The sequence below is a fragment of the Nonlabens sp. genome, from assembly GCF_039941875.1.
GTDB lineage: Bacteria > Bacteroidota > Bacteroidia > Flavobacteriales > Flavobacteriaceae > Nonlabens.
In genome coordinates, this window is record NZ_JBDVDQ010000003.1 from 121,204 (window position 1) to 146,708 (window position 25,505).

Consider the following 25,505-nt stretch of genomic DNA (forward strand, 5'->3'; position numbering starts at 1 on the left):
ATCTTTGTTAGATGCTGCAATTGATTGATATAAGTTTCGCTTTCGCGAAAGCGGAAACCCTAAAAAACATTTCTCTAGATATAAAACAAGGTACTCATGTGGCCGTGATAGGAGAGAGTGGTTGTGGAAAAAGCACATTGCTAGACATAACCTATGGTTTATTACAGGCAAAAAAAGGACAAATATTGTGGGATAATGAAGAACTTACTGGTCCAGACCATCATCTAGTTCCAGGACATCCCATGATGAAGTATGTGCCACAAGAATTTGACCTCATGCCTTTTACTACTGTATTTGAGAATGTGGGAGAACACCTTTCTTTACAAAAGGATGATCGAGTAAGTCGTATTCTAGAATTGCTCGATGTAGTCGATATGAGCGACCTTAAAGATCGCAAGGTAAAAACTCTTTCTGGAGGGCAAAAACAGCGTGTAGCGATAGCAAAAGCGCTTGCTCAAGAGCCTCAACTATTATTATTAGATGAGCCTTTTTCACATATTGATAATTTTAGAAAAAACGCATTACGCAGGAAGTTGTTTGATTACTTAACTGTTAATAATATCAGCTGTCTAGTAGCTACTCACGATCGTGATGATGTACTATCATTTTGTGATAAAACGGTTATCATGCAAGAAGGTGCCATTATCGATTATAGAACGACCGCACAGGTGTATGAAAAACCATTAAGTGTTTATACGGCATCTTTGTTTGACGAGGTAAATCTAATACCTAAAGAATGGTTGAATTCTGAAAAGGATTTAATTCTATATCCACATCAATTAAAAATATCTGAAACTGGTTTTAAGGTTGAGGTGCAAAAGTCCTTTTTTCAAGGTGCAGATTTTCTCATAATTGCTCAAAAAGATGGGAAACAAGTATTTTTTAAATCAAAACAAGCTATTTCAAGTAAAAAGCAATTGTTCTTAAATGTCTTCCCAGAAAATTTGGCTCTCAGAAATTGAATTTAAACTATTAGCTTGTTCCAAATTTATCAGGGATCGGCTCGTTCTATCTCGATTGATTATTAATTTCAAACTCTTTACATCTTTCTATCTTTGTACAAATATCGCTCCATGAAAAAGCTTTTTATTCTTCTAGTATTTATATTTCTAAGTTCTTGTGGTAATCCATATGAAGACATCGTCTTTGTAGAAATTAAAGATGCTCAGTTAGAAAAAGCAACGGCTAGTCAGTTAGATGTAGTTGCTACTTGTGTCCTTTTTAATCCTAACAGCGTCGGTCTTAATCTTAAAGAGGCAGACTTTGATGTATATATAAATGGCAAGAAAACAGCGACTGTAAATCAGCATGAAGATGTTGTCATGCCAGCAAATGCTGAATTTGAATTCCCTATACGCACTTCTATTAATCCTAAAGAAGTTTATGGAGAGAAAGGGAAAGGATTTCTAGGCGCAGCACTACAAATACTTGCAAGTCAAAAGGTAGACGTAAAGTATCAAGGTAGTATAAAAGTAGGTAAAGGAGCTGTCAACTTTACTGTACCAGTGGTAGACAGTTTAAGTGTTCCAGTAAAATTTAATTTCTAGTCTGCAGCGTCTGTTTTAACCAGATCTTCAAAACCTTCTATAGTCATCGCATTTTCTACTCGATAATTACCTATGGCTGTTCTTCTAAGGGCAGATAAGTGACCACCATTGTTTAATGCGGCACCAAAGTCGTGTGCAATAGATCTGATATAAGTTCCTTTACTACAGGAGATTCTAAAATCTACTTCTGGTAATTCAATTCTTGTAATTTCAAATTCGTGAATGGTAACTGCTCTAGAGGCTATCTCTGTGGTTTCTCCAGCGCGTGCTAGTTCATAAAGACGTTTTCCATCCTTTTTAATCGCAGAGAAAATAGGCGGTTTTTGCTGAATCTCTCCAGTAAATTGTGCGGTAGTTTCTTTAATTAACTCGTCTGTAAGTTGATCTATTGGAAAGGTTTGATCTATCTCAGTTTCCATATCATAACTAGGTCTGGTACTACCTAGTGTTATTGTACCGGTGTATTCTTTTTCTTGCGCCTGGTAAGTGTTTATGTTCTTAGTTTCCTTACCTGTGCAAATAATAAGAAGCCCACTAGCTAGCGGATCTAATGTACCTGCGTGACCTACCTTTATTTTCTTAATCTTATATTCTTTTCTTATCAACCAGCGCAACTTATTGACCACCTGAAAAGAAGACCATTCTAATGGTTTGTCGATTAATAATACTTGGCCTTTTAAATATGGATTATCTAGATCTTGCATAGGTTGCAAAGGAAAGAAATTTGCGAGGAAAGTTTAGTATTTCTTTTAGGAATAATAATTGATAGTATGATTCAAAATTATTTTCATGAAAAATATTGCTTGTTTTTTAATTTTAGTCATTTCTATTCAATTAAGTCGGGCAGATTGTTCGGCTCATGAATTAAATAGTTATCCTGATCAAGGTGAACTATTACTAAATTCAATGTTAATCATGGAAGGCTATGCTATGGATCAAAAGTTAATCATGGGATTGGAAGACTCATATCTTTATCTAAAAGATTCAGAAGGATTTATAATTGATCTTCATCTGCAAGAAATCTTAAAAGGACAATATGGACTTACTCAAGCTATTTTTTACCCTTGTAAAAGCTTGCAATTAAATGAGAATTATAAACTTGTTTACTCTGATCAAAATGATAATAATATTAAAGTGTTAGGAAAAAAAATTGGCTTTAAAAATTTCTCATGGAAAGCAGTTAAAGGTAAATCGAAAAAAATAGGAGATTCAGAACTTGAGATTAAATTTGAATCAAATTCTTTCATGGATCTAGGTTGTGGATCAGCAGAATTTGCATGTTTCAAAATTCTAAAAGACGATCAATATATCAAATGGTATCGAACGGAAGTAGTGAATCTTAAAACAAATGAGAGTTCTTCGTATTATTTAAAATCTAAAGATGCTACATTAATTGTGGGTCACGGAATGTGTGCAGGAGCGTTTTCTTTTGAGGCTAAAACTTGTTACAAAGTACAATTTACACCAGTTACAAATCAAGGTGAGCTTTTAGAATCAGCTGAATGGATTGAATTTGAAAGTCCCAATTATGCAAATAACTTCTTTTGAAAAGTAGCCTAACCTTAAGAAATCCCAAACTTATCAACTCATGCCACGTTCCTTGCGTATAGTTTCATAAGCATCTTGCACCTTGCGGAATTTCTCACCAGCACCTTTGCGGTAAGCCTCATCCATATCCATTAATTTATCTGGATGGTATTTTTTTGCCATAGTTCTGTAGGCTTTTTTCACCTCATGATCTGGTACAGATTTATCTATCTCTAGAATCTTGTAAGCGTTATCTTGATCTTGAACAAACATGGCTTTTATAGAAATAAAATCACGCTCTGTAAGTCTTAAATGACCAGCTATTTGTTGTATGACACGTATCTCGTCTGTGCTTACATGACCATCGGCCTTTGCAATACCGAATAAGAAATGAAGAATTTGCAACCTTGATTCATATCTAGTTCTTGCGTTGAGGTAATTACATATTCTAGCAGCACTTACTTCACGTTTTTTAACAACGTCGTTAAATACTCTAAAAATAGCATTTGCCTTTTCTTTACCATAAGAACTCACAAAGTACTGTCTTACATAATCCAGCTCGGTTTGTGTCACCTTACCATCTGCCTTAATGACTAGTGAGGTTAAAGAAAGTAAGTTCAATTCAAAATCTTGCGGACTTACTGTAGTGCTTCTTTGATATGGATTACCTGAATAAGTTGTTCTTCTTTGTTGAGAGCTTCCATCACTTAAAAAGGTGTTGTAAAGCCATCTGAGAACAAAAAATATAGCGATATAACTTAAAATTTGCATATGGTAGGGTACTGTTGTAATCACGAGAATACTCTCGTTTCTAGGATATTCTTTTCAAGGAATGTGCCATTAACAAATGTCTATTATAGCGTGACAAAATGGCTATCGCTATTTTTTCTTACGTTTAAAAACCGGTACAGAAGAGCAGGCCTCACCATACATTATAGAACGTGCAACGGTCTGTAACTTTTCAGTAATCATACCATAAGCAGCAACAGGAACAGGTTTATTAGAGCAGCCTTTTACTATAACCGGTGCGTCTTTAAACTCACTCACATCTAGGTTTTGAATCACCTCTCTGTAAATTTCAGTTTCTAACTGTTCTAGAGAACCGTAAACTACTTTCTTTGCAATTCCTTGTAAATGACTTTGTACTAACATCCACGCCCATTGTGGTACAATAGCGTCTGTGCTACAGATTATAGCAACGTAATGTTCATTATAAACGGTAAAGTCTGTTGTGTTTAAGCTTTCGCGAAAGCGGGATTCTATCAAAACCATTCCTTCTAATAGCCATTGAGAAATATCAATAACTGTACGAGAACCTGGCGCGTAAAAATCTTCTAAGTCAAAGTTCTTTAACTTAGAGTTTGCTACGCGATTAATGATTTCTTCTTGCATTTTAAAGCATTCCTAATTCAAGTTTTGCCTCTTCACTCATCAATTCTTTGCTCCATGGTGGATCAAAAGTGATCTCTACCTCAGCATCAGTTACCTCTTTAAGTGATTTTACTTTTTCTTCTATTTCTACTGGTAGCGTTTCGGCTACTGGGCAGTTAGGAGATGTTAGAGTCATGAGTATTTTTACTTCGGCATCGCTGCTTACCATAACGTCATAGATCAAACCTAGTTCATAGATATCTACAGGTATTTCTGGATCATATATAGTTTTAAGTACTTTTACTACTTTCTCTCCTAATTCTTGTCCGTTTACTTCTTCCATCTTAATTTACTTGAGTTTGATATGCAACCGCATACATTTTTAATTGTTTAATCATAGACACGAGTCCATTTGCACGTGTTGGAGAAAGGTGTTCTTTAAGGCCTATCTCATCTATGAAATCTGTATTTGCAGCAATAATATCTGCAGGCTTCTGTCCCGACCATGCTCTTATAAGAATGGCGATAATACCCTTTGTGATAATAGCATCACTGTCTGCAGTAAAAGCGATTTTACTGTCTACAAGCTCTGCATTTACCCATACTTTAGACTGGCAACCTTTAATAATGCGATCTTCAGTCTTAAGACTCTCATCTATTAATGGAAGGCTTTTTCCTAAATCGATCATATATTCATAACGCTGCATCCAGTCGTCAAACATAGAAAAGTCTTCTACGATTTCTTCTTGTATTTCTTGAATACTTGCCATTACTTAGTTTCTTTTTTTACTGCAACTATGATTACCTCACCATCTTTGTTAAGTAAGTCTAGTCCAGTCTTAGTTTTATTTACAGCAGTTACTAGAGATAGATGATTTAAATAATCTTTTTCTACGGCCGCAGTTTCTTTACAGTACATTTTTGTGCCTGCCATCATTCCCATTTCTACTTGATTATTTTCAGGGTTTTTAAAAGTACCGAAGTATCCATTACAAGCAGATTTACCAGAAATCTTATTCTCTTTGCCTATTTCTATAGTCATCGTAACATCATGAGCAGAGTAGTCGTTGCTACCTACCACAGTGATATCATAATCACCGTTAATAGCATCTATATCTTTACAGCTGGTAACCATAAGGGTCATTAAAACGAGTATTGCAGTAGTTAGTTTCATATAATTTGTTTTAAATTATCTTAAAAGTTAAGATAACATATTTACAGCACGTTGCAAAGCTTGTACCATAACATCTATTTCTTCTTTGGTATTGTAAAATGCAAAACTAGCTCTTATGGTTCCAGGTATTTGATAACGCTCCATGACTGGTTGCGCACAGTGGTGTCCAGTTCTTACAGCAACACCTAGTTTATCTACGATGGTCCCTATGTCATAAGGATGTAGGCTAGCAACGTTAAAACTTATCACAGCAGCTTTGTCAGTTACATCTCCAAAGATCTTTGCTCCTGGAATGGTTTTAATTTGCTCTGTTCCATAAATAAGCAACTCATTTTCATAGGCAGCGATGTCATCCATACCTATTTCATTTAAGTAATCTATAGCTGCACCTAATGCAATACCACCAGCTATATTAGGTGTTCCTGCTTCAAATTTATGTGGTAAACCAGCATAGGTAGTTTTTTCAAAACTTACCTGGTCTATCATCTCGCCACCGCCTTGATAAGGAGGTAATGCGTTTAATGCTTCTTCTTTACCGTATAAAATCCCTATTCCTGTAGGACCACACATTTTGTGACCAGCCATGGTGTAGAAATCTGCATTGAGAGCTTGTACATCTATCTTCATGTGTCCACAAGATTGTGCACCATCAATAAGTGTCATTGCTCCATGCTCGTGTGCTGCATCTATAATTTCCTTAACCGGATTAGTAACTCCTAACGCATTAGAAATATGATTTACAACTACAAAAGCGGTTTTAGCATTAAGTAATTGATGGTAAGTTGCCATGTCCAGCTCTCCATTATCAAGTACAGGTATCACTTTTATAGTTGCTCCTACACGTTCACACAACATTTGCCATGGGACGATATTAGAATGATGTTCTACAGCACTAAGAATCACTTCATCTCCTTTTTTTACAAAGGCATGAGCACCGTTTGCTACAGCATTAATAGAATGTGTGTTACCTGAAGTAAAGATGACTTGCTTAGTATGAGCGATATTAAAAAAGGCTCTTACTTTCTCACGGCTTTCTTCAAATAAATCTGTTGCTTCCTGACTTAATGCGTGTACACCACGGTGTATGTTTGCGTTATATAATGAATAATACTCAACAATTTTATCAATAACCTGTTGCGGTTTTTGAGAAGTCGCAGCATTATCAAAATAGATTAATGAATATCCATTTACCTTGCGGTTTAGGATAGGAAAGTCAGCTCTTATTTTCTTGATGTCTAGCATACCTGCAAAGGTACGATCTAGTCGTGAAGGCATTGTTAAATTGGAGGAAGATATTCTGTTGTACTCGAGTAAAATCTCTCTATAAAAAATGCCTCATCTTTTGATGAGGCATTTTTTAATATATAAGTAAATAGTTTCTCTTACAAATCAAACCCAATCTCTACGCAGCATTGTTTAGTGATTCTCTGGTTGATCCTTAGTTTGTTTAGAATCAATTAAATTGATTATATCTTCTAGTGATTTTTTGATAGAGTTAGATTCACTTTTTTTCAACATCAATTCAGCTTTATTTTTAATGCGTTTTAAATTTGCGTCTGGATAGGTGTTAATCAACAGTGTGAAGTAAGTATCAATGCCTTTTGCGAGTTTGTCTTTACCTGTAGTGGAAAATGCATCTTCATTATTGATTTCATCTAGGTACAGTAAATAGTTTCCAATTAATACATTTATGTTTTTATTTACTGTGTTTTTTACACTTGAGGAATTAGGATCATCTGCTTGCTCTTTAACTTGATCATTACCTAATTTAAAGTATCGTAATTGAAGTGCTAAACCGAATTGCTCAACGGCAAGCATTTCTATATCATAAAGATAATTATCTTTACGATCTCTTGCGGTATATATTTGGCTCATGCCTCTATATTCTTCAAAGAAATCTTGGCCAATTTCATTTCTGTGTTTTCCGCCTAATTCGGTGTCGTCCAATACTACCTTAAAGTTTTGTTGATCTGTGAGTTTTTCTACTATTAGTCTAGTTGTTGGGTCATCTAATGTAGGTAGTTTTTCATCCTGCTTGTATCCATATCTTAGTTCTAATATAGCTGAATGATAGTCTTTAGTATCCCAATATCTTTTTTCTGTTGGAAACTCATGCTCTATTTTTTCTTCACAACTACTTAATATAAATAATGTAAGTATGAGTAGGACACCTTTAATTTTGAACATCTATTATAATTTTGGGATTGTTGAACGATTGTAAATCTAATAATAAACTATCGATTTGGCGCTCGTATTTCTTTTGCTCACCTAGGACATAACTATGAAAGGTATCATAGTCATATTTTTTTTGAAATTCTCTTTCCTCTAAATAAGTATTTTCTATTATATCAAGCACTTCACTACTGCTTGTGTAAGATAATATTGAGATTTCTTGTTTTGCTTTTCTGGTAAATAGTTCGGTTATTTTAAAATGATATTTTTCATGTCTTAATAACTCTTCACTATAGGTTTGTTGATCGTAAACAAATGATCTAGAAGGGTGGAAAAAGGATTGAATTAAAATATGATCTTCATTTATATCGTAATCAATGGTTGTATATATGTATGCAAACCTTTCATTACCATAAAGAGATTTTTTAAAAAGTTCAATGCCTTTAAAATCTTTAAATGTTATGTCTTCATATTGATCAAAAGTCATTGGTTTTTTATAGTCCAGATAATTTGTATGACTTAAAATAGCTATAAAAATTGCGATTAGGATAATGGATGCTAGACTTATTTTTAAAATAAGTTTAAGCCGTTTAAAGTTAATCCCAGTGCCATTCTTTTTTTCTTTAAGTACCAATACCAATTGATAAATAACAGGTGAAAAAATCACCAAAAAGAATAATACTGGGATTAATATATCAGTCACGCTTTGGGTTGATTAAACTCTCTTACAAATCAAACCCAATCTCTACGCCTAGCTTCATTGCAATAAGCTTAGTAATACGGGATTTAATCTCTGGAATTTTAACGGTTTCTAGAACGCTATTTGCAAAGGCAAACATCAGTAATGCACGAGCTTCCTTTTTAGGAATACCGCGAGCTTGCATGTAGAACAATGCTTCTTCGTCTAGTTGGCCTATAGTACAACCGTGAGAACATCTTACATCGTCTGCAAAGATCTCTAATTGAGGTTTTGCATTAATAGTAGAAGTGTCGCTTACTAGTATGTTATTGTTTTGTTGATAAGCGTTGATCTTTTGAGCGATCTTATCTACAAGAACTTTACCATTAAAAACTCCTACAGCACGCTCATCAAAGATTTGCTTGTACTCTTGGAAACTCTCACAATTAGGCGCTGTGTGGTGTACTAGTGTAGAGTGATCTACATGTTGTTTACCTTCTATAATAGTAACACCGTTAAGTACAGAGTTACAGTGCTCACCACGCTGATAAAAACTCAAGTTATTACGAGTTACTTTACCACCGAATGAGAACGTATGAATACGTACCTCAGAGTTGTCTTTTTGCTCTGCAAATGTGTGATCTATTAAAGATGCACTCAATTTATCATTCTGGATTTTATACCAGTCTACTAGAGCACGCTTTGCAGCATATATTTCTGTAACACAGTTAGTAAGAACAGCGTTATCACTTAGGCTTTGATGTCTCTCTATAACTTGTACTTGAGAATTTTCTCCTACTACTACTAGATTACGAGGTTGCGTCATCATCTCTGCCTCATTACCTGTAGAGAAATAAACGATCTCGATAGGTTTTTCTACCGCTATGTTTTTTCCTATGTGTATGTAAGCACCTTCTTTTGCAAACGCTGCATTTAAAGAGGTAAGTCCGTCTTTAGTCGCTAGTTTGTTATAATAATTCTCAATTACAGATGCGTATTTAGGATTATTTAATGCGCTAGACATTAAACAAACGTCAAATTTATCATGTGTAGTTTGAGAAAGATGCGAACTATAAATACCGTCTATGAATATAATGCGGTAAGCATCAATTTGATGTACCAGGTATTTTTTAATATCTCCATAATCGATAGATGTTTCCTTTTTAGGGAACAGGCTATAGTCTTTATTAAATAAAGATTTTAATGAAGTGTATTTGTATGCTTCTTCTTTACGCTGTGGAATTCCTAGATTTTCAAAATCTTTCAATGCCTCACCACGTAGTTTATGCACGTAGTTATTAGTTTCTACCTCATTTTCTAAGGCGATAAAAGAAGAAAGAATATGGTCTTTAAAACTCATAATTGTTGTTGTTTAAAGAGTTGGATGTTGTTTCCGCTTTCGCGAAAGCGAGATCATCACAATCCTATTAAATTTATGCTTCTACTTCTTCTTTGATCCAGTCATAACCACGCTTCTCTAATTCTAAAGCTAGTTCTTTACCACCAGATTTTACAATACGTCCTTTATATAAAACGTGTACAAAATCAGGAACGATATAGTCTAGAAGTCTCTGGTAGTGTGTGATAACGATAGTTGCGTTATCCTTGTTTTTTAACTTATTCACACCATTTGCCACGATACGTAGAGCATCGATGTCTAGTCCAGAATCCGTCTCATCAAGAATAGCAAGTTTAGGCTCTAACATAGCCATTTGAAAAATCTCGTTACGTTTTTTCTCTCCACCAGAAAATCCTTCATTCAATGAACGAGAAAGGAATTTACGGTCTATTTCTAAAAGCTCTGACTTCTCACGTATCATCTTTAACATGTCCTTTGCGGTCATGTCATCTTTACCTTGAGCCTTGCGAGTCTCGTTGATAGCGGTTTTCATGAAGTTAGTTACAGAAACACCAGGAATCTCTACTGGATACTGAAAAGAAAGAAAAACACCTCTGTGAGCTCTTTCTTCAGGATCTAATTCTGCAATGTCCTCACCTTCTAGAGATATTTCTCCACCAGTAACTTCGTATTCTTCACGACCAGCGATAATATTTGCTAGTGTAGATTTACCAGCACCATTAGGTCCCATTATTGCGTGAACTTCTCCTGCGTTTACCTCTAGGTTGATTCCATTAAGGATTTCTTTTCCCTCTATAGTTGCTTTAAGGTCTTTAATCTTTAACATATCTGTTATTTAACTTCTTTAATATCTAACGTTTTTCCAGTCTTAATCACGTTTGCACTTGTTGCTGGAGTTACTTCTATAATCTTTGTGATGGATACCATTTGATCCCATCCTTCACCTAATTCAGCTTTTACTGGATTAGGTTGTATTGTTCCATGTATAACGACATTTACCATGTCAAATTCCGTTTTCTTCAATGCTTTTGCGACCTCGTTAAGTTCGCGCATTTTATCATTGATCTCTACGGCATAGATCTCGTTTCTTGTAGTAAGAACAGCAGCGTCTTTTAGGTAAATAAATTCACCTCTATAAAGTTGTTCTCCTTCTGGAAGTGCGTTTTCTTTCACTTCTTTTGTTACTACAGTTTCTTCGGTAGACTCACTCTCGTTTTTACAAGAAGCTATACTTAATACTAAAAAACTAAAAACGATTAATCGTTTCATATTCAATAAATTAATTGGTTATCGGTCTTTATCCTACAGATCCTTCTAGACTTATTTCTAGTAGTTTTTGCGCTTCTACTGCAAATTCCATAGGTAACTTATTCAATACTTCTTTAGAAAAACCATTTACGATAAGGGCAATTGCTTTTTCTGTATCGATACCACGCTGGTTACAATAGAAAATCTGGTCTTCACCTATTTTACTTGTTGTTGCCTCGTGTTCTATTTTTGAAGTACTGTTGCTATTTTCTATGTATGGAAATGTATGTGCACCACATTCATTACCCATTAATAAACTATCGCACTGTGAGAAGTTACGAGCGTTAGTCGCACGAGGACCTATTTTAACAAGACCACGATATGAATTTTGAGATTTACCAGCACTAATACCTTTAGAGATAATAGTACTTTTAGTATTCTTACCTAAGTGAATCATCTTAGTACCGGTGTCGGCTTGCTGGTAATTATTAGTTACAGCGATAGAATAAAACTCTCCTACAGAGTTGTCACCTTTAAGAATACAACTTGGGTATTTCCAGGTTACAGCACTACCAGTTTCTACTTGTGTCCATGAGATTTTTGAGTTTTTCTCACAAAGTCCACGTTTAGTTACAAAGTTAAATACACCACCTTTTCCTTCGGCATTACCAGGGTACCAGTTTTGCACTGTAGAATATTTGATCTCTGCATCGTCCATAGCGATTAACTCTACTACAGCAGCGTGTAGCTGATTTTCATCACGTGATGGAGCTGTACAACCTTCTAGGTATGATACAAAACTACCCTCGTCTGCAACAACGAGTGTTCTCTCAAACTGTCCAGTACCACCTTCATTAATACGGAAGTAGGTAGAAAGTTCCATAGGACATTTTACACCTTTAGGAATGTAGCAAAAAGAACCGTCAGAAAACACAGCACTGTTAAGAGCTGCATAGTAGTTGTCTTTTTGTGGGACAACAGTTCCTAGGTGTTTTTTCACTAATTCTGGATGTTCTTGTATTGCTTCTGAAATAGGACAGAAAATAATCCCTTTTTCAGCAAGCGTTTCTTTAAATGTAGTCGCTACAGAAACTGAATCTATTACAATATCCATCGCTACACCAGCAAGTTTCTTTTGCTCGTCGATAGATATTCCTAACTTCTTAAAAGTCTCTAGTAATTCTGGATCTACTTCGTCTAGGCTGTCGTACTTAGGTTTAGAATTAGGAGCAGAGTAATAAGAGATAGCTTGTAAATCTGGTTTTTCATAATTTACATTTGCCCATTCTGGCTCTTCCATCTCGATAAATACACGATAGGCTTGTAATCTCCAGTCCAGCATCCATTGTGGTTCATTTTTCTTTGCAGAAATAATGCGTATCACTTCTTCACTTAAACCTATAGGAATAGTGTCTGATTCCATTTCAGTATAGAAACCGTACTCATATTCCTTATTCTGAAGCTCTTTTTCTAATTGTTCTTCTGTATACTTTGACATATATTTTCTTTTAATTCCGCTTTCGCGAAAGCGTCACTACCTAACGTTTTTATAGAGAAAACGACTCTCCACAACCACAAGTTCTCTGTGCATTTGGGTTGTTAAACACAAAACCTTTACCATTAAGACCACCACTAAATTCTAGTGTAGTACCTACTAAATAAAGAAAACTCTTTTTATCTACTACTATTTTAACATCGTTTGCTTCAAAAACTTTATCAGTTTCTGTCGTTGCCTTATCAAAATTTAAGTCATAAGAAAGTCCACTACATCCACCACTCTTTACGCCTACGCGTACAAAGTCTTGACCTATTGTAAAACCTTCCTCACTCATTAATTGAGTAAGTTTAATCTTTGCAGTTTCTGATACACTTATCATATAAATTGCTTGTTTAAAATGCATACAAATATACGACACTAAGAACGGTAAACATTGGAGAGTCATGATATTCTCATATAGTGATATACAATCTGTTTATTGCTAGGTATATTTTAAAGATTAGGTTCTTTTTATGCTGTCATTGTGGGCTATATCGTAATTTTGCAATATGATAGAAGATAAAAATCCACAACGTACTCCTGTAGAGAACTTAGGCGAGTTTGGCCTTATTGATTTTATAACTAAGAATTTTGAGATTTCTCATTCTTCTACAGTTACAGGTATAGGTGATGATGCCGCTGTATTAAATCACTCTAAATCTACCGTAGTTACCACAGACATGCTGGTAGAAGGTGTTCATTTTGATCTAAGTTATGCTCCTTTAAAGCACTTAGGTTATAAAGCGATTATGGTAAATCTATCTGATGTTTATGCCATGAATGCGGTTGCTACACAGGTAACGGTTTCTATTGCTATTTCTAACAGATTTCCTGTAGAGGCAGTAAAAGAGCTTTATGAAGGTATAGAGATGGCGTGCAAAACTTATAATGTAGATTTAATAGGTGGTGATACAACAGCCTCTAGAAGTGGTCTTGTTATATCTGTAACTGCTATAGGTGAGCAAGATGCAGAAAAAATAGTGCGTAGAAAAGGTGCAAGTGATGGTGATTTACTAGTGGTTTCTGGTGATATAGGTGCTGCTTACATGGGACTTCAAATTCTTGAAAGAGAAAAAGCTGTTTTTAAAGCAAATCCACAAAACCAGCCAGATATAGATGCGTATAGCTATTTATTAGAACGCCAGTTAAAACCAGAGGCGAGAAAGGATATTCCTAAATTACTAGAAGAGCTAGATGTTCTACCTACTAGTATGATAGACCTGTCTGATGGTTTAAGTTCTGAAATTATACATTTATGTAAACACAGTGATGTGGGGATTACTATTTATGAGGATAAAATACCTCTGGACCCTACGGTTATTACTGCTTGTGAAGAGTTTAATCTGGATAGCACAACTATTGCTTTAAGCGGTGGTGAAGACTATGAGTTGCTGTTTACTGTAAAGCAGGAAGATTTTCCTAAAATTAAAGCAAACCCAAGTCTATCCATTATAGGGCACGTAGTAGATGCTTCTCTAGGGACTAATCTAGTGACGCGTGGTGGTGAGCAAATTCCTATAAGAGCTATGGGATGGAATAGTTTTCAAGAATAAGAGACTTGTAACCCTGCCTTTTGTCTTTTACGAGCCATGTCGTTTAATGCTTCATTTATTTGTGAATGTAAGTCGTTAAGCGGCACGACTTCGCCATAAATAGTATTAGTAATTTGTTTACCGCATTTAGTACAACACATTTCTTGAACGCGTTCATTAACTACATGAGAAACCTGGTAGTTGTGCTTTGTAATTGAACATCTTACGGCCTTAATTAGGGAATATTTTTTACGCATCGATAGGGAGAATTAGGGTAGTAGTATTCTGGTTAGAATTAAGCACCCTAATGTAAGTCAAATTGTTAATAAAATTTGTCTAAACGCACAATTATTCGATTAAATGCATTTTTTTAAGGATGTCTTCAGCATTTGTTAACAATGACATGTGCCCACAATTAACCTTTGATGCATTAGAATTAAGATAGTTAGCTTCTTTTTCTATACGATTAGGTTCGATTATCTGGTCTTTTGTGCCGTAGATATAATTTACTACTACCTGAGCCTTTTGTAAATCGGTAAGATGATCTCTTCTATCACGCATGCATACCAGTGCTTGTACTATACTTTTAATAGTAATGGAATAGGCTTGTTCTTTCATGAGTTCGATGCGATTACCATATAATTCTCTTTCTGTAACAGAAAAAAGATTACTTATTGCCATGTTTACATAAGCTTCTTGATGTTTTTCTATTAGGTTAATGGATCTATCTCGCAATAATTTTCTTTCTTTTAAATCTTCTCCAGCTATACTATTTAATAAGGTAAGTGAAGAAACTTTTTGAGGTCTCGCTTTCGCGAAAGCGGAACCTAAATATCCACCCATACTATGACCTAGAATAGCTACTTTTTCAATATCCTCTTCTATAAGTATGCGATCTATCAATAAGGTAAGCGATTCTAGAGAGTACGGAGATGTAAATTCTAGGCTGTTACCGTGACCTGGTAGATCAATTTTTAAAAGTGAATAATGATTAGATAGTCCATTTTCTAGATAATCCCATTGTTCCATACTGCCTAAAAAGCCATGTATTAAAAGTAAAACAGGTTTCTGACTCTTTACGTAATCGAAATGTAATCTATCCATGAGGCAAAGGTAGTCTCTGGATCGATTCTTAAATATCACAAAAATATCACGACTGTGAAATTTTAGTTAAATTAGCGGCAAAACCAGCCTGTTATGAAGCAATTTTATCTTCTAAGTATTGTATTTCTACTTCTTATGTCTTGTGATGACACCGATGATTATGAAATAGCCAGATCAGAATTAGATATACGACTCGATGAATTATTAGAAGAGCGCGCAAATGGGCAGGGAAAAGGATTCTTTATTTTACCAGAGAGTGATGACTTTAATGCCATTCCGCAAGATCCTTTAAATCCATTAAATACGTATAAAGTAGCTCTGGGACAGTTTTTAGTTCATGAAACAGCTGCTGGAGGTGTACCTAAAATGGACCAGATGGAAGGTACTTATTCTTGTGCGTCTTGTCATCCTGTGGCCTCTAGTTTTTATTCAGGTTTAAGACAAGGTGTAGGAGAGTCAGGTGTAGGTTTTGGTTTTGCGGGAGAAGGTAGACGTATAGATCTTACTATGCCGTTAGACTCTGTAGACTTACAACCAGTGCGACCACCTACGTTATTAAATGTAGCTTATCAAGAAACAGCTTTATGGAACGGTATGCTAGGTGCGACAGGACCTAATGTAGGTACAGAATCCAGATGGACAGCTGCAGGTATACCAGAAAATAGTCTAGGATTTCAAGGAGTAGAAATGCAAGGTCTGGTAGGACAGACTACACACAGACTTAAAATAGACGAAGAGTTTATAAATAATAATGGATATAGGTGGTTGTTTAATAAGGCTTTTGAAGATGTCGCCGAGGCAGATAGATATACGCCTCAAAACGCAGCGCTAGCTATTGCAGCATTTAATAGAACTTTATTAGCTAATCGTTCTAGATGGCAATTTTATTTAAAAGGGGATTATACAGCGCTTACTGAAAGAGAAAAAAGAGGTGCGATAGTATTTGCAGATAAAGGACAGTGTATGAACTGCCACACAGGACCTGCTTTAAAAGATCAGGAATTTCATGCATTCGGATTTGGTCATTTTGATGATTCTATCGATGCCGTTGTATTAGATGATGCTGGTTTTGAAGATGTGAAGAAAGGGCGTGGCGGTTTTACAGGAAATAGTGCTGACGATTATAAATTTAAAACCCCAACATTATATAATTTAAAAGACGCAGGGTTTTATGGGCACGGTTCTACTTTTAGTACTATAGAAGAGGTGATACGTTATAAAAATGATATTTCACTTCAAGATAATAATGCAGTTAATAATCTAGCTGTAGAAAAAGGAGCTATAGATTTAACCGAAGAAGAGATTTCTGATCTAGTATTTTTTATAGAAAACAGTCTTTATGATGCCGAGTTATTGCGTTATGTACCAGAGTCTGTTAAGTCTGGGAATTGTTTTCCTAATGCAGACGATCAAAGTAAAATAGATCTAGGCTGCGATTAAACCGTCTAATAAAAGCTAGTTGCATATTAAAATACCAAGCGGTATCTTTATGCCATGAGAGATCCAGAGCATACTAAAGCAACGATTTTAAAAGAAAGTGCCAACCTATTTAATGCACAAGGTTACAAAGCAACGTCTTTAAGTGATATCACCACAGCAACTGGTTTAACTAAAGGTGCTATTTACAAACACTTTAAAAATAAAGAAGACTTAGAACAACAGGCATTGAGAAGCCTAGGTCGTCAAATGTTTGATATTCTTAATAAAGAAATTAAAGACGCGACTAGTTATGAGTCTAAGATAGAGGTGTTTTTTACTTTTTTTAAAAATTATCTAGTGAATCCGCCATACGCTGGTGGCTGTCCTTTACTTAACAGCGCAGTAGAAAGTGATGATGCAAACCCAGTTTTAAGACAGCAATCCTTCGGCATGCTGGTTACTTTTAAATCTACATTGCGTAGGATAATGGAAAGTGCAAAAAAGCGAAATCATATTAAAGAAAATACTGATGTAGATCAAATGGTCCACGTTTATATTGCCACGCTAGAAGGTGCTATGATGATGAGCAAATTAGAGCGCAATAATGATGCAATTACTACAGGTATAGATTTTTTAAGAAATTTAAATCAAAGCATTTTAGTTGCTGTAAAGTAACTAGAGAATAGAATAAACTCAATAATTTAATTAACTCTCAAAGTAATACACTAGCTTAACGATCAGGTAATTGATGAGGTGATATTTATGGTTTTCATTATGTTTTAAGATCTATACATAGTTATCGGTATTGTTTTTTAAGAACATAGTGTCCTTTAAATTACTTTATGAATCATTTTAAAAGCTTGTTAGATAGATTACATTTGAAAACTAAAATATCTTCAGTTGTCCATACCATCACAGTCATTTGAACAGTACACGATTGCTTTTTATAACGTAGAAAATCTATTTGATGTAGTTAATGATCCTTCTATTATGGATCAGGAATTTACAGAATTTGGCCGCAAACAATGGACAGAAAGTAGGTATCAAAAAAAACTAGTTAGAATAAGTGACGCTATTAGTAGAATAGGTCATGAACAAACTGGTAAACTACCTGCGATAATAGGACTGGCAGAGGTGGAGAACAAAAAGGTGCTTAACGATCTAGTCTCGCAACCCAAACTTGCCAACCATAATTACGATTACATCCACTACAACAGTCCAGATGAGCGTGGTATCGATGTTGCGTTTTTATATGACACTACCGTTTTTAAGCCCACACATTCTGAGCCAGTAAATATTCATCTAGAAGATGAGCAGGGTGTGATCGATACTACTAGGGATATACTATATGTAGAAGGTGTTCTAGCTGGTACACCTGTACGTATTTATGTGAATCACTGGCCGTCCAGACGTGACGGTGCAGAAACTACCGATAATAAAAGGATCGAGGTAGCTAGACAATTAATGCATCACATAAAGACTAAAGATATAGAGTCCAAAAGACTTAGAAACGATCTAGAAATAGAGGCGTCTCATCATGTAATTATAATAGGAGATTTTAATGATGACCCAGAAAATAATAGTATTAGAGAAGGAATTTTACCTAACGGTTTTGATAATGTTACTGCACCTTTAAAAAAATTCCATCGTGGTTCTTTAAATCATCAGTTTAAGTGGAACCTTTTTGACCAGATTATGGTAAGTGAGAGTTTACATAATGACGTACCAGATTCACTTTATTTTTATAAAGCAGATATCTTTGATGATATTATGTTAAGGCAGTGGAAAGGAAAATACCGCGGACAGCCAGCAAGAACATTTGTGGGGCGTAATTATAAAGGTGGATATAGTGATCATTTTCCTGTTTTTGCGATATTCAGACGTAACTAAATGTTATTTAACTATGAAATGCAGCTCTTAATCTATTATGAAATTGTTAAATAGATCTAGGCTTAGATTTTTTATATATTCACGATTCTAGATATATGAATAGTATCTTTTAAACAGAATTTTATTGTTAGATTGTAGTTTCGCTTTCGCGAAAGCGAAAATAAGAACAGTAGAAGTCCTTTAATTGGAATAATTCAGACTATATTTAGCCAGACAAAACTATAACACAACCTTAAAACTAACTTTGTGAGAATGAAAAAATTACTTGCAATGGGGCTCTTTTTCTCTATCGCTGCTACTAGCGTAGTGCACGCACAACAGGATCCTCAGTACACACAGTACATGTACAATCAGAATGTTATCAATCCGGCATATGCAGGAACACAAGATGGCTTAAATATAACAGCATTATACAGGCAGCAGTGGTCTGGTGTTAATGGAGCGCCAGAGACTATTACAGTTTCAGGTAGTTCACCTATAGGTGAGCGCACAGGTTTAGGTCTCTCGATCATCTCTGATAATATAGGACCGGTTCACGAGACTAATGCCTATGGTGACTTTTCTTATAGACTTCAAGTTGGTAAAGAAACTACACTTGCTCTAGGTCTTAAAGCTGGACTTACATTTTTTGATGTAAACTTGAATACTGTACAGACTACGGTACCAGGTGATCCACTTTTTTCTGAAGAACTTAATGAGACGTACCTTAACTTAGGTGCAGGTGCATTTTTATATGGATCTAACTGGTATGCTGGTTTTTCTGTTCCTAATATGTTAAAGAGTACTCACTTAGATGAGGACGGTTTAGAATTTGGTAGTGAAACACAACATTACTTTGTAACAGGTGGATACGTATTTGATGTTGCAGATAACATTAAATTAAAGCCACACGTATTAGTAAAAGGTGCATTTGATTCTCCGATAAGTTTTGATTTAAACACAAACGTGTTGTTTAATGAGAAATTTGAAGTAGGTGTTTCTTATCGTCTGGAAGATTCATTTAGTGGTTTAATAGGAATGAATGTTACTGATAACGTAAAAGTAGGATATGCATATGACCGTGTAGTGTCAGATATCTCTGTGGTATCTAACAGTTCTCACGAGGTGTTTGTAACCTTCGGCCTAGCGTTCCCACGTAAAGTGATGCAGTCTCCACGTTTCTTCTAATTCAAACAGCAAAGAATACAACCATGAAAAAACTATATATACTCTTAATTTTATGCGTTGGTTTTGCGATGAGCGCGCAAGCCCAAAGTGATAAAACTGCAAAAGCAGATAAATTATATGAGCAACTACGTTATGTAGATGCTGCCAAAGCTTATGAAAAGCTTTTAAGCAACGGTGTAAGAACACAGCATGTTTATACTAAACTAGCAGATTCTTACTATTTCAATAGTGATTTTAAAAATGCAGAGAAGAACTATGCAAGAGCTATAAAGCGTGATCCTAAAGCAGAATCGCTTTACAGATACGCACAGTCTTTAAAAGCGTCTCAAAAATATGACCTTTCTAATACGATTATGAATCAGTTTGCAAGTCTTGCACCTGGTGATGACCGTGCTAAGGAATACAAGTCTAATCCTAACTATATTCAAGATATACAAGGGATGAAAGATGCTTTTACTACAAAGGCTCATAAATTTAATACAGAAGCAAGTGACTTCTCAGCACTTCAAATAGGTAACAAATTATATTTCTCTAGTGCTCGTAATGAGAGTAGAGGTAAATATGGATGGAACAAAGAACCTTATTTAGATATCTATGAGGCTACTATCGATGACGCTGGCGTTGTTGGTAAACCTGCGCTTTTAGAAGGTGATGTAAATACAAAGTATCATGAAGGTACTATGGATATCACACCAGATGGTAAATACATGTTCTTTACTAGAGTAGATTACCTAAAAGGTGATTATGAAAAAGCTACAGATGGTGAGAGTAAATTAAATATTTACCGTGCTATAAAAGCTGGTGGTGAATGGAGAGATGTTGCAACTACTTCTTTAGAATCACAAGAATATGGAGTAGGTCACCCTTCTATTACTAAAGACGGTTCAACTATTTACTTTGCTAGTGAAGCGCCAGGTGGATTAGGTGGTACTGATATTTACAAAGCAGATCTTAAAAAAGGAAAAATATCTAATCCAGTAAATTTAGGTCCTACAGTGAACACATCTGGAGATGATTCTTTCCCACATGTTGCAGACGATGGTACTCTTTACTTCTCAAGTAATGGACACTTAGGTCTAGGTGGACTAGATGTATTTAAATTTAAAGATGGTAAAGTAACTAACATGGGTGCTCCTATCAATAGTTCTTTAGATGATTTTGGATTTACTTACTCTGAAGAAACAGGTAAAGGTTATGTATCTTCTAACCGCAAAGGTGGTAAAGGTGGTGATGATATCTACGGTGTAGAAAGAATCGAGATCTGTGAAGTTGCTGTAACAGTTAAAGCTGTAGATAAAGAAACAGGAAAAGCTATCCCAGGTGCTATAGTGTCTTTACAAGATGCTGCTGGAAACAGTATGCCAGGGCAGACTACAGATGCTAACGGTGTTGCTGTATTTACTACAGAATGTAATCTAGAGCTTACTGCACGTGGTGCAAAAGATAAATATGAAAGTGGTGAGGCTACTCTAACAGTTGCTGAAGAAGAAACTGCTATGGTAGAAGTAATGATGGCTCCAGAGCCAGAAATTGTTGAAGATAAAATTATCTTGAACAAGATATACTTTGATCTTGCAAAATCTAACATACGTCCAGATGCTGCTCTTGAGTTAGATAGACTAGTAGGTCTTATGAAAAAATACCCTACTCTAGAAGTTCTTGCAGAAACATATGCTGATATCAGAGGTACAGATTCTTATAACCTTGCACTTACTGAAAGACGTGCAAATAGCATTATCAAATATGTAGAGTCTCAAGGAATAGACGGTTCTAGATTAACTGCTGCAGGTCGTGGAGAAGCTAATCCAGTTGTGGATTGTGGATCTAAAAAATGTACGTCAGATGAATATGAATTATCTCGTAGATCTGAATTTACGATCACAAAAAGATAAAAGGTATTACTAACCTACCAATGCTTTTTAAAAGTCCATTTGCAATTGCAAATGGACTTTTTTTATTTCTAAAAGCTATGCAAATTTGTTCTCTAAAATGAGCATATTAATTATCTTAACCAGATGAATTCATTTTTAGAAAAAGTCCTTGCAGACTTAGAGAATAACAATATAGATGTCATAACAACAACTTATGTTGTGCCGTCTAGACGTGTCGGTATTTTTTTGAGTAGGTATCTAGCGCAACGTATAGAAAAGCCTGTTTTTTTACCTAAAATTTATAGCGTTACAGAGTATATTGAACAGCTAGGTCAGGTAGAGATAGTCAATGATCTCGATTTATTACCCCTTTTTTATAAAGCTTATAAAAGTGTAGAAACAGAAGAAAATGTAGATAGCTTTGATGAATTCATAGGCTGGGCAACAACCATACTCAAAGATTTTAATGAAATGGATCGCTATCTAGTAGATCCAGAACAGTTCTTTAACTACCTAGGTAGTGTAAAGGAAATGGACCACTGGGCGTTAAACCAAAACCCAACTTTGATGGTGTCTAAGTATTTGAGGTTTTGGAAAAAACTCCATTTATACTATGACGCTTTCCAGCAATTATGTCTAGAAAATGAAACGGTGTATCAAGGGATGGCTTATAGGTTAGCTTTCGCGAAAGCGGAGCTATTCACCAACGACTCTACCAATAATAGCAAAACCGTTTTTTTAGGACTCAACGCACTCAATACTGCCGAATCTAATATTATACAAAAACTTTTAGAGGAAGATCAGGCCTTAATTTATTGGGATATAGATCAATACCTTATGGAATTGCCTTATCATGAATCTGGTAAATTCATACGCAAGTTTAAAAAAGACTGGAAGTATTATGATAAGAACGAGCTTAACATATATGGTAATGAATACCGGTCCAATAAGAAAATAGATATTCATGGTGCCGCTGGTAATCTTAGTATGATCCAGGTGGCAGTAAAATTAATGGAGCAAATACCTCAAGAAGAGCTAGAAGACACTGCCATTATTCTCGCAGACGAGAGATTGCTTTTACCATTATTAGACGCAATACCAGATAATATCGCACACTTTAATGTGACTATGGGACTGTCTCTAGACCAGTTGCCACTATCTGCTTTTGTGTATGATATTATTAAAATGCATACGGAGGCTACTGAAGATGGTTATTATTACAAAGGAGTGGTAAATATTCTAGAGTCTTCATTTGCCTTTGTTTTAATAGACAGCGACTCTCGCAAATTAGTGAAATACATTAAAGAGAATAATTTAATCTACGTGACTCCATCTAGTTTTGATGAGGTGATAGAAGATTCTATTCTCAATAAAATTATGACACCTGTTCATAATGTAGGTGAGCTTATTAAGTTGATAGAAAGTGTCCTTTTAGAGCTTAAGACTAAGTTATTACAAGAGGAGAATAGACGTCTAGAAATAGAACAATTATTAGGTATTACAGAGGTTGTGCAGAATCTATCTACCATAATAGATAATAATGAAGAGATAAAGGATCTTAAAACGGTGGCTTATTTATACAAGCAACTGGTTCCTTTAAAAAACCTAGATTTTATAGGAGAACCTGTACGCGGTTTGCAAATAATGGGGCTTTTAGAGACTAGAGCATTAGATTATAAAAATACCATTATGTTATCGGTAAACGAGGGGATTTTACCTGCTGGAAAATCTACAGCTTCTTATATCTCTAACGATATGAAATACCAGTTTGCACTGCCTACTTATTCAGAGAAGGATAGTGTCTATGCATATCACTTTTATAGATTGCTACACAGAGTAAATCATGCGGCATTTATTTACAATACTGAAGGTGATACATTAGGCGGTGGCGAGAAAAGTAGGTTCTTAACACAACTAGAAACAGATCCTAATTCTAAACATATAGTATCGCACCAGCATTATATTTTTAAAAATAGCGCTGTAAAAGAAGAATTAATAGTGGTAGAAAAAGAACCATCTTATTTTGAAAGATTACAACAAATAGCGAGTAGCGGTTTCAGCCCGTCTGCCTTAACTAGTTATGTGCGTAATCCTATAGATTTTTATGCTAGTAAGATTTTGCGCATTTCTCAAATGGAAGATGTAGAAGAAAATATAGCAGCAAATACCATGGGTTCTATCATACATGAGGCGCTGGATAAACTCTATCAGCCCTATGTAAATAAGATCTTAATTAAAGAAGATTTTGATAAAATTAAAAAACAGATAAAACAAGAGCTAGACGTGGCTTATCAAGAATGTTATAAGTCAGATTCTACTCCTCTAGGAAAGAATAAGATCATTTATGAAGTGTCACTGCATTATATCAAAATGATGGTGCAAAGCGATCTAGATCTCGTTATAAGCGGTAAGGAATTAATCATTAAAAGTGTAGAGCGCAAACTAGAGGCTGTTATTGATGTGCCCGAAATAGGCAAGGTGAAAATACACGGTATGGTAGACCGTATCGATCAGTTAGATGGTAAGTTGCGTATTATAGACTATAAATCTGGTGCAACGGCTAAGGGTAATGTAGGTATCGATCCAGAGAACTTTGATGTCATAATGGATGATTATGGAAAAGCTAAGGCATTTCAAGTACTCATGTACACATATTTATACAGCCATAATGAGCCTTTTACAGAAGCCAGTGCTGGTATAATAAGTTTTAAGAATTTTGATCAGGGCTATATTCCTTTTGGTTTTAAAGCCGGTAGATCTTATAAAGAAAAAATGATCGATGTTGCAGTACTTCAGGATTTTGAAGAAGTACTTTTTGTATTGATAAAAGAACTATTTAATAAAGATATTCCTCTAACAGAAAAACCTGTATGATAACCAGTAATAACAACATAGTAAAAGGAGAGAACAACCGTGATATACTTTTAGACTATGAATATGTAGAGTCTAGTACGCCTCTGCCAGTGGTAGTTTTTTGTCATGGTTATAAAGGATATAAAGATTGGGGCGCATGGAGTTTAATGGGTTCGGCTTTCGCCAAAGCAGGATTTCTATTCATAAAATTCAATTATTCGCACAATGGTGGTACGGTAGATCAACCTATAGATTTTCCAGATCTCGATGCTTTCGGAAATAATAATTATAGTAAAGAAGTACGCGATACTATTAGAGTATTAGACTGGATCGAGAACTCTCAGTTGCCTGTAGATAGTACTCAAATTAATTTATTAGGACACTCTAGAGCTGGTGGTATCACCACTATAGTCGCTGCAAAAGACAGCAGGGTTTCAAAACTAATTACCCTAGCTGCAGTAGCTAACTATGCAGAGCGTTTCCCAACAGGTAAAGCACTAGAAGACTGGAAGGAAAATGGAGTGATGTACATCAAAAATGGTCGTACCAAACAAGAAATGCCGCTTTTCTATCAGTTTTATGAAGATTTTGTCCAAAATGAGGAATCATTAACCATTTTAAAACAAGCAACAAAAATCAATCAGCCGCACCTTATTTTACATGGTGAGAATGATGAAACTGTTCTGGTAAAAGATGCCCAGGCCATTCATAAAGCGAGTCCCAACTCTCAATTAAAATTAATAAGAGAGGCTAACCATACACTGGGCGCATCACATCCTTGGGAATCTAGTTTATTGCCTACTCATTTAAGAGAAGCAGTGCAGTGTATGATGAATTTTCTGAGATGATTTTTTACCAAAATCTATAAAACAAAAAAGCCAAGGATGGAGCTCCTTAGCTTTTTCTAGTAGTCCAACATAACAATATAAAGGACTCTTTTCTATAATGTCTTTTCTCTCTATCTATTGTTAGAGAAGTGCAGCAAGTAAAAGTTAATTTAACTAGTTTAATATTGCTGGGGCGCAAATATAGTTCTTAAAGTTACTAGTTAAGG

Annotated in this window: 27 protein-coding genes; 11 read left to right on the top strand and 16 right to left on the bottom strand. The window is 35.2% G+C overall.

Annotated features, from left to right (window positions below; all coding sequences use genetic code 11):
- The first annotated feature begins 11 nt into the window (after nt 1-11).
- Both ABJF08_RS00950 and ABJF08_RS00955 read left to right on the top strand, forming a co-directional pair.
- Nucleotides 12-962: an ABC transporter ATP-binding protein gene (locus tag ABJF08_RS00950; protein WP_348114177.1), complete on the top strand. Its 951-nt coding sequence runs from the start codon at nt 12-14 to the stop codon at nt 960-962.
- Nucleotides 963-1,073: 111 nt separating this feature from the next.
- Complete coding sequence (locus ABJF08_RS00955) at nt 1,074-1,547, top strand: LEA type 2 family protein (RefSeq protein ID WP_348114178.1); 474 nt, start codon at nt 1,074-1,076, stop codon at nt 1,545-1,547.
- Here ABJF08_RS00955 and truB read toward each other — a convergent pair.
- Nucleotides 1,544-2,251, bottom strand: coding sequence for a tRNA pseudouridine(55) synthase TruB (truB, locus tag ABJF08_RS00960; protein WP_348114179.1), 708 nt, complete (start codon nt 2,249-2,251; stop codon nt 1,544-1,546). The genes ABJF08_RS00955 and truB overlap by 4 nt on opposite strands.
- Before the next feature lie 85 nt (nt 2,252-2,336).
- Between truB and ABJF08_RS00965 the strand changes: the two genes are divergently transcribed.
- Nucleotides 2,337-3,095: a hypothetical protein gene (locus ABJF08_RS00965; RefSeq protein WP_348114180.1), complete on the top strand. Its 759-nt coding sequence runs from the start codon at nt 2,337-2,339 to the stop codon at nt 3,093-3,095.
- A 33-nt stretch (nt 3,096-3,128) separates the two neighbouring features.
- Here ABJF08_RS00965 and ABJF08_RS00970 read toward each other — a convergent pair whose 3' ends face one another.
- The 13 genes from ABJF08_RS00970 to ABJF08_RS01030 all read right to left on the bottom strand — a co-directional run bounded on the left by ABJF08_RS00970 (nt 3,129) and on the right by ABJF08_RS01030 (nt 12,955).
- The gene (locus tag ABJF08_RS00970) at nt 3,129-3,845 is read right to left on the bottom strand and encodes a molecular chaperone DjiA (protein WP_348114181.1); all 717 of its coding nucleotides are present in this window, start codon (nt 3,843-3,845) and stop codon (nt 3,129-3,131) included.
- A gap of 108 nt (nt 3,846-3,953) precedes the next feature.
- Complete coding sequence (locus ABJF08_RS00975; protein ID WP_348114182.1) at nt 3,954-4,466, bottom strand: DUF2480 family protein; 513 nt, start codon at nt 4,464-4,466, stop codon at nt 3,954-3,956.
- Between the two features lies 1 nt (nt 4,467).
- Entirely contained in the window at nt 4,468-4,788 is a 321-nt protein-coding gene (locus ABJF08_RS00980; RefSeq protein WP_104514142.1) for an iron-sulfur cluster assembly protein, read from the bottom strand.
- Between the two features lies 1 nt (nt 4,789).
- Nucleotides 4,790-5,215, bottom strand: a complete 426-nt coding sequence (locus ABJF08_RS00985; RefSeq protein ID WP_348114183.1) for a SufE family protein — start codon at nt 5,213-5,215, stop codon at nt 4,790-4,792.
- Nucleotides 5,215-5,619, bottom strand: a complete 405-nt coding sequence (locus tag ABJF08_RS00990; RefSeq protein ID WP_348114184.1) for an META domain-containing protein — start codon at nt 5,617-5,619, stop codon at nt 5,215-5,217. Before ABJF08_RS00990 ends, ABJF08_RS00985 begins: the two co-directional genes overlap by 1 nt.
- Before the next feature lie 27 nt (nt 5,620-5,646).
- Nucleotides 5,647-6,894, bottom strand: a complete 1,248-nt coding sequence (locus ABJF08_RS00995) for a cysteine desulfurase (protein ID WP_348114185.1) — start codon at nt 6,892-6,894, stop codon at nt 5,647-5,649.
- Nucleotides 6,895-7,035: 141 nt separating this feature from the next.
- On the bottom strand, nt 7,036-7,806 hold the full coding sequence (locus ABJF08_RS01000) for a hypothetical protein (RefSeq protein ID WP_348114186.1): 771 nt from the start codon (nt 7,804-7,806) through the stop codon (nt 7,036-7,038).
- Entirely contained in the window at nt 7,793-8,494 is a 702-nt protein-coding gene (locus ABJF08_RS01005) for a hypothetical protein (protein ID WP_348114187.1), read from the bottom strand. Before ABJF08_RS01005 ends, ABJF08_RS01000 begins: the two co-directional genes overlap by 14 nt.
- Before the next feature lie 22 nt (nt 8,495-8,516).
- On the bottom strand, nt 8,517-9,830 hold the full coding sequence (gene sufD / locus ABJF08_RS01010; RefSeq protein WP_348114188.1) for a Fe-S cluster assembly protein SufD: 1,314 nt from the start codon (nt 9,828-9,830) through the stop codon (nt 8,517-8,519).
- A 73-nt stretch (nt 9,831-9,903) separates the two neighbouring features.
- A complete protein-coding gene (gene sufC, locus ABJF08_RS01015) occupies nt 9,904-10,656 on the bottom strand; it encodes a Fe-S cluster assembly ATPase SufC (RefSeq protein WP_348114189.1) in 753 nt (250 codons plus the stop codon).
- A 5-nt stretch (nt 10,657-10,661) separates the two neighbouring features.
- Complete coding sequence (locus ABJF08_RS01020; protein WP_348114190.1) at nt 10,662-11,099, bottom strand: component of SufBCD complex; 438 nt, start codon at nt 11,097-11,099, stop codon at nt 10,662-10,664.
- A gap of 28 nt (nt 11,100-11,127) precedes the next feature.
- A complete protein-coding gene (gene sufB / locus ABJF08_RS01025) occupies nt 11,128-12,576 on the bottom strand; it encodes a Fe-S cluster assembly protein SufB (RefSeq protein WP_348114191.1) in 1,449 nt (482 codons plus the stop codon).
- A 49-nt stretch (nt 12,577-12,625) separates the two neighbouring features.
- Nucleotides 12,626-12,955, bottom strand: a complete 330-nt coding sequence (locus tag ABJF08_RS01030; protein ID WP_104514713.1) for an iron-sulfur cluster assembly accessory protein — start codon at nt 12,953-12,955, stop codon at nt 12,626-12,628.
- Between the two features lie 169 nt (nt 12,956-13,124).
- On the opposite strand from ABJF08_RS01030, the gene thiL reads away from it, so the two are divergent.
- The gene (gene thiL, locus ABJF08_RS01035) at nt 13,125-14,168 is read left to right on the top strand and encodes a thiamine-phosphate kinase (protein ID WP_348114192.1); all 1,044 of its coding nucleotides are present in this window, start codon (nt 13,125-13,127) and stop codon (nt 14,166-14,168) included.
- Here the strand turns inward: thiL and ABJF08_RS01040 are convergent.
- A complete protein-coding gene (locus ABJF08_RS01040) occupies nt 14,159-14,404 on the bottom strand; it encodes a hypothetical protein (protein ID WP_348114193.1) in 246 nt (81 codons plus the stop codon). The two genes, thiL and ABJF08_RS01040, sit on opposite strands and share 10 nt — an antisense overlap.
- Before the next feature lie 91 nt (nt 14,405-14,495).
- Entirely contained in the window at nt 14,496-15,251 is a 756-nt protein-coding gene (locus ABJF08_RS01045) for an alpha/beta hydrolase (RefSeq protein ID WP_348114194.1), read from the bottom strand.
- Nucleotides 15,252-15,344: 93 nt separating this feature from the next.
- Here ABJF08_RS01045 and ABJF08_RS01050 point away from each other — a divergent pair, with 93 nt between their 5' ends.
- From ABJF08_RS01050 to ABJF08_RS01080, 7 genes are all read left to right on the top strand, one after another.
- A complete protein-coding gene (locus tag ABJF08_RS01050; RefSeq protein WP_348114195.1) occupies nt 15,345-16,691 on the top strand; it encodes a cytochrome c peroxidase in 1,347 nt (448 codons plus the stop codon).
- A gap of 54 nt (nt 16,692-16,745) precedes the next feature.
- The gene (locus ABJF08_RS01055; RefSeq protein WP_348114196.1) at nt 16,746-17,345 is read left to right on the top strand and encodes a TetR family transcriptional regulator; all 600 of its coding nucleotides are present in this window, start codon (nt 16,746-16,748) and stop codon (nt 17,343-17,345) included.
- Between the two features lie 225 nt (nt 17,346-17,570).
- Nucleotides 17,571-18,560 carry an endonuclease/exonuclease/phosphatase gene (locus ABJF08_RS01060; RefSeq protein WP_348114197.1) on the top strand — a complete coding sequence of 330 codons (990 nt, stop codon included), beginning with the start codon at nt 17,571-17,573 and terminating at the stop codon, nt 18,558-18,560.
- Between the two features lie 252 nt (nt 18,561-18,812).
- Nucleotides 18,813-19,727, top strand: coding sequence for a type IX secretion system membrane protein PorP/SprF (locus ABJF08_RS01065; RefSeq protein WP_348114198.1), 915 nt, complete (start codon nt 18,813-18,815; stop codon nt 19,725-19,727).
- 23 nt (nt 19,728-19,750) lie between these two features.
- Nucleotides 19,751-21,619 (top strand): OmpA family protein, encoded by a 1,869-nt coding sequence (locus ABJF08_RS01070; RefSeq protein ID WP_348114199.1) that lies wholly within the window; start codon nt 19,751-19,753, stop codon nt 21,617-21,619.
- 123 nt (nt 21,620-21,742) lie between these two features.
- Nucleotides 21,743-24,472, top strand: coding sequence for a PD-(D/E)XK nuclease family protein (locus ABJF08_RS01075; protein WP_348114200.1), 2,730 nt, complete (start codon nt 21,743-21,745; stop codon nt 24,470-24,472).
- Complete coding sequence (locus tag ABJF08_RS01080; RefSeq protein WP_348114201.1) at nt 24,469-25,299, top strand: alpha/beta fold hydrolase; 831 nt, start codon at nt 24,469-24,471, stop codon at nt 25,297-25,299. Before ABJF08_RS01075 ends, ABJF08_RS01080 begins: the two co-directional genes overlap by 4 nt.
- The last annotated feature ends 206 nt before the right edge of the window (nt 25,300-25,505 follow it).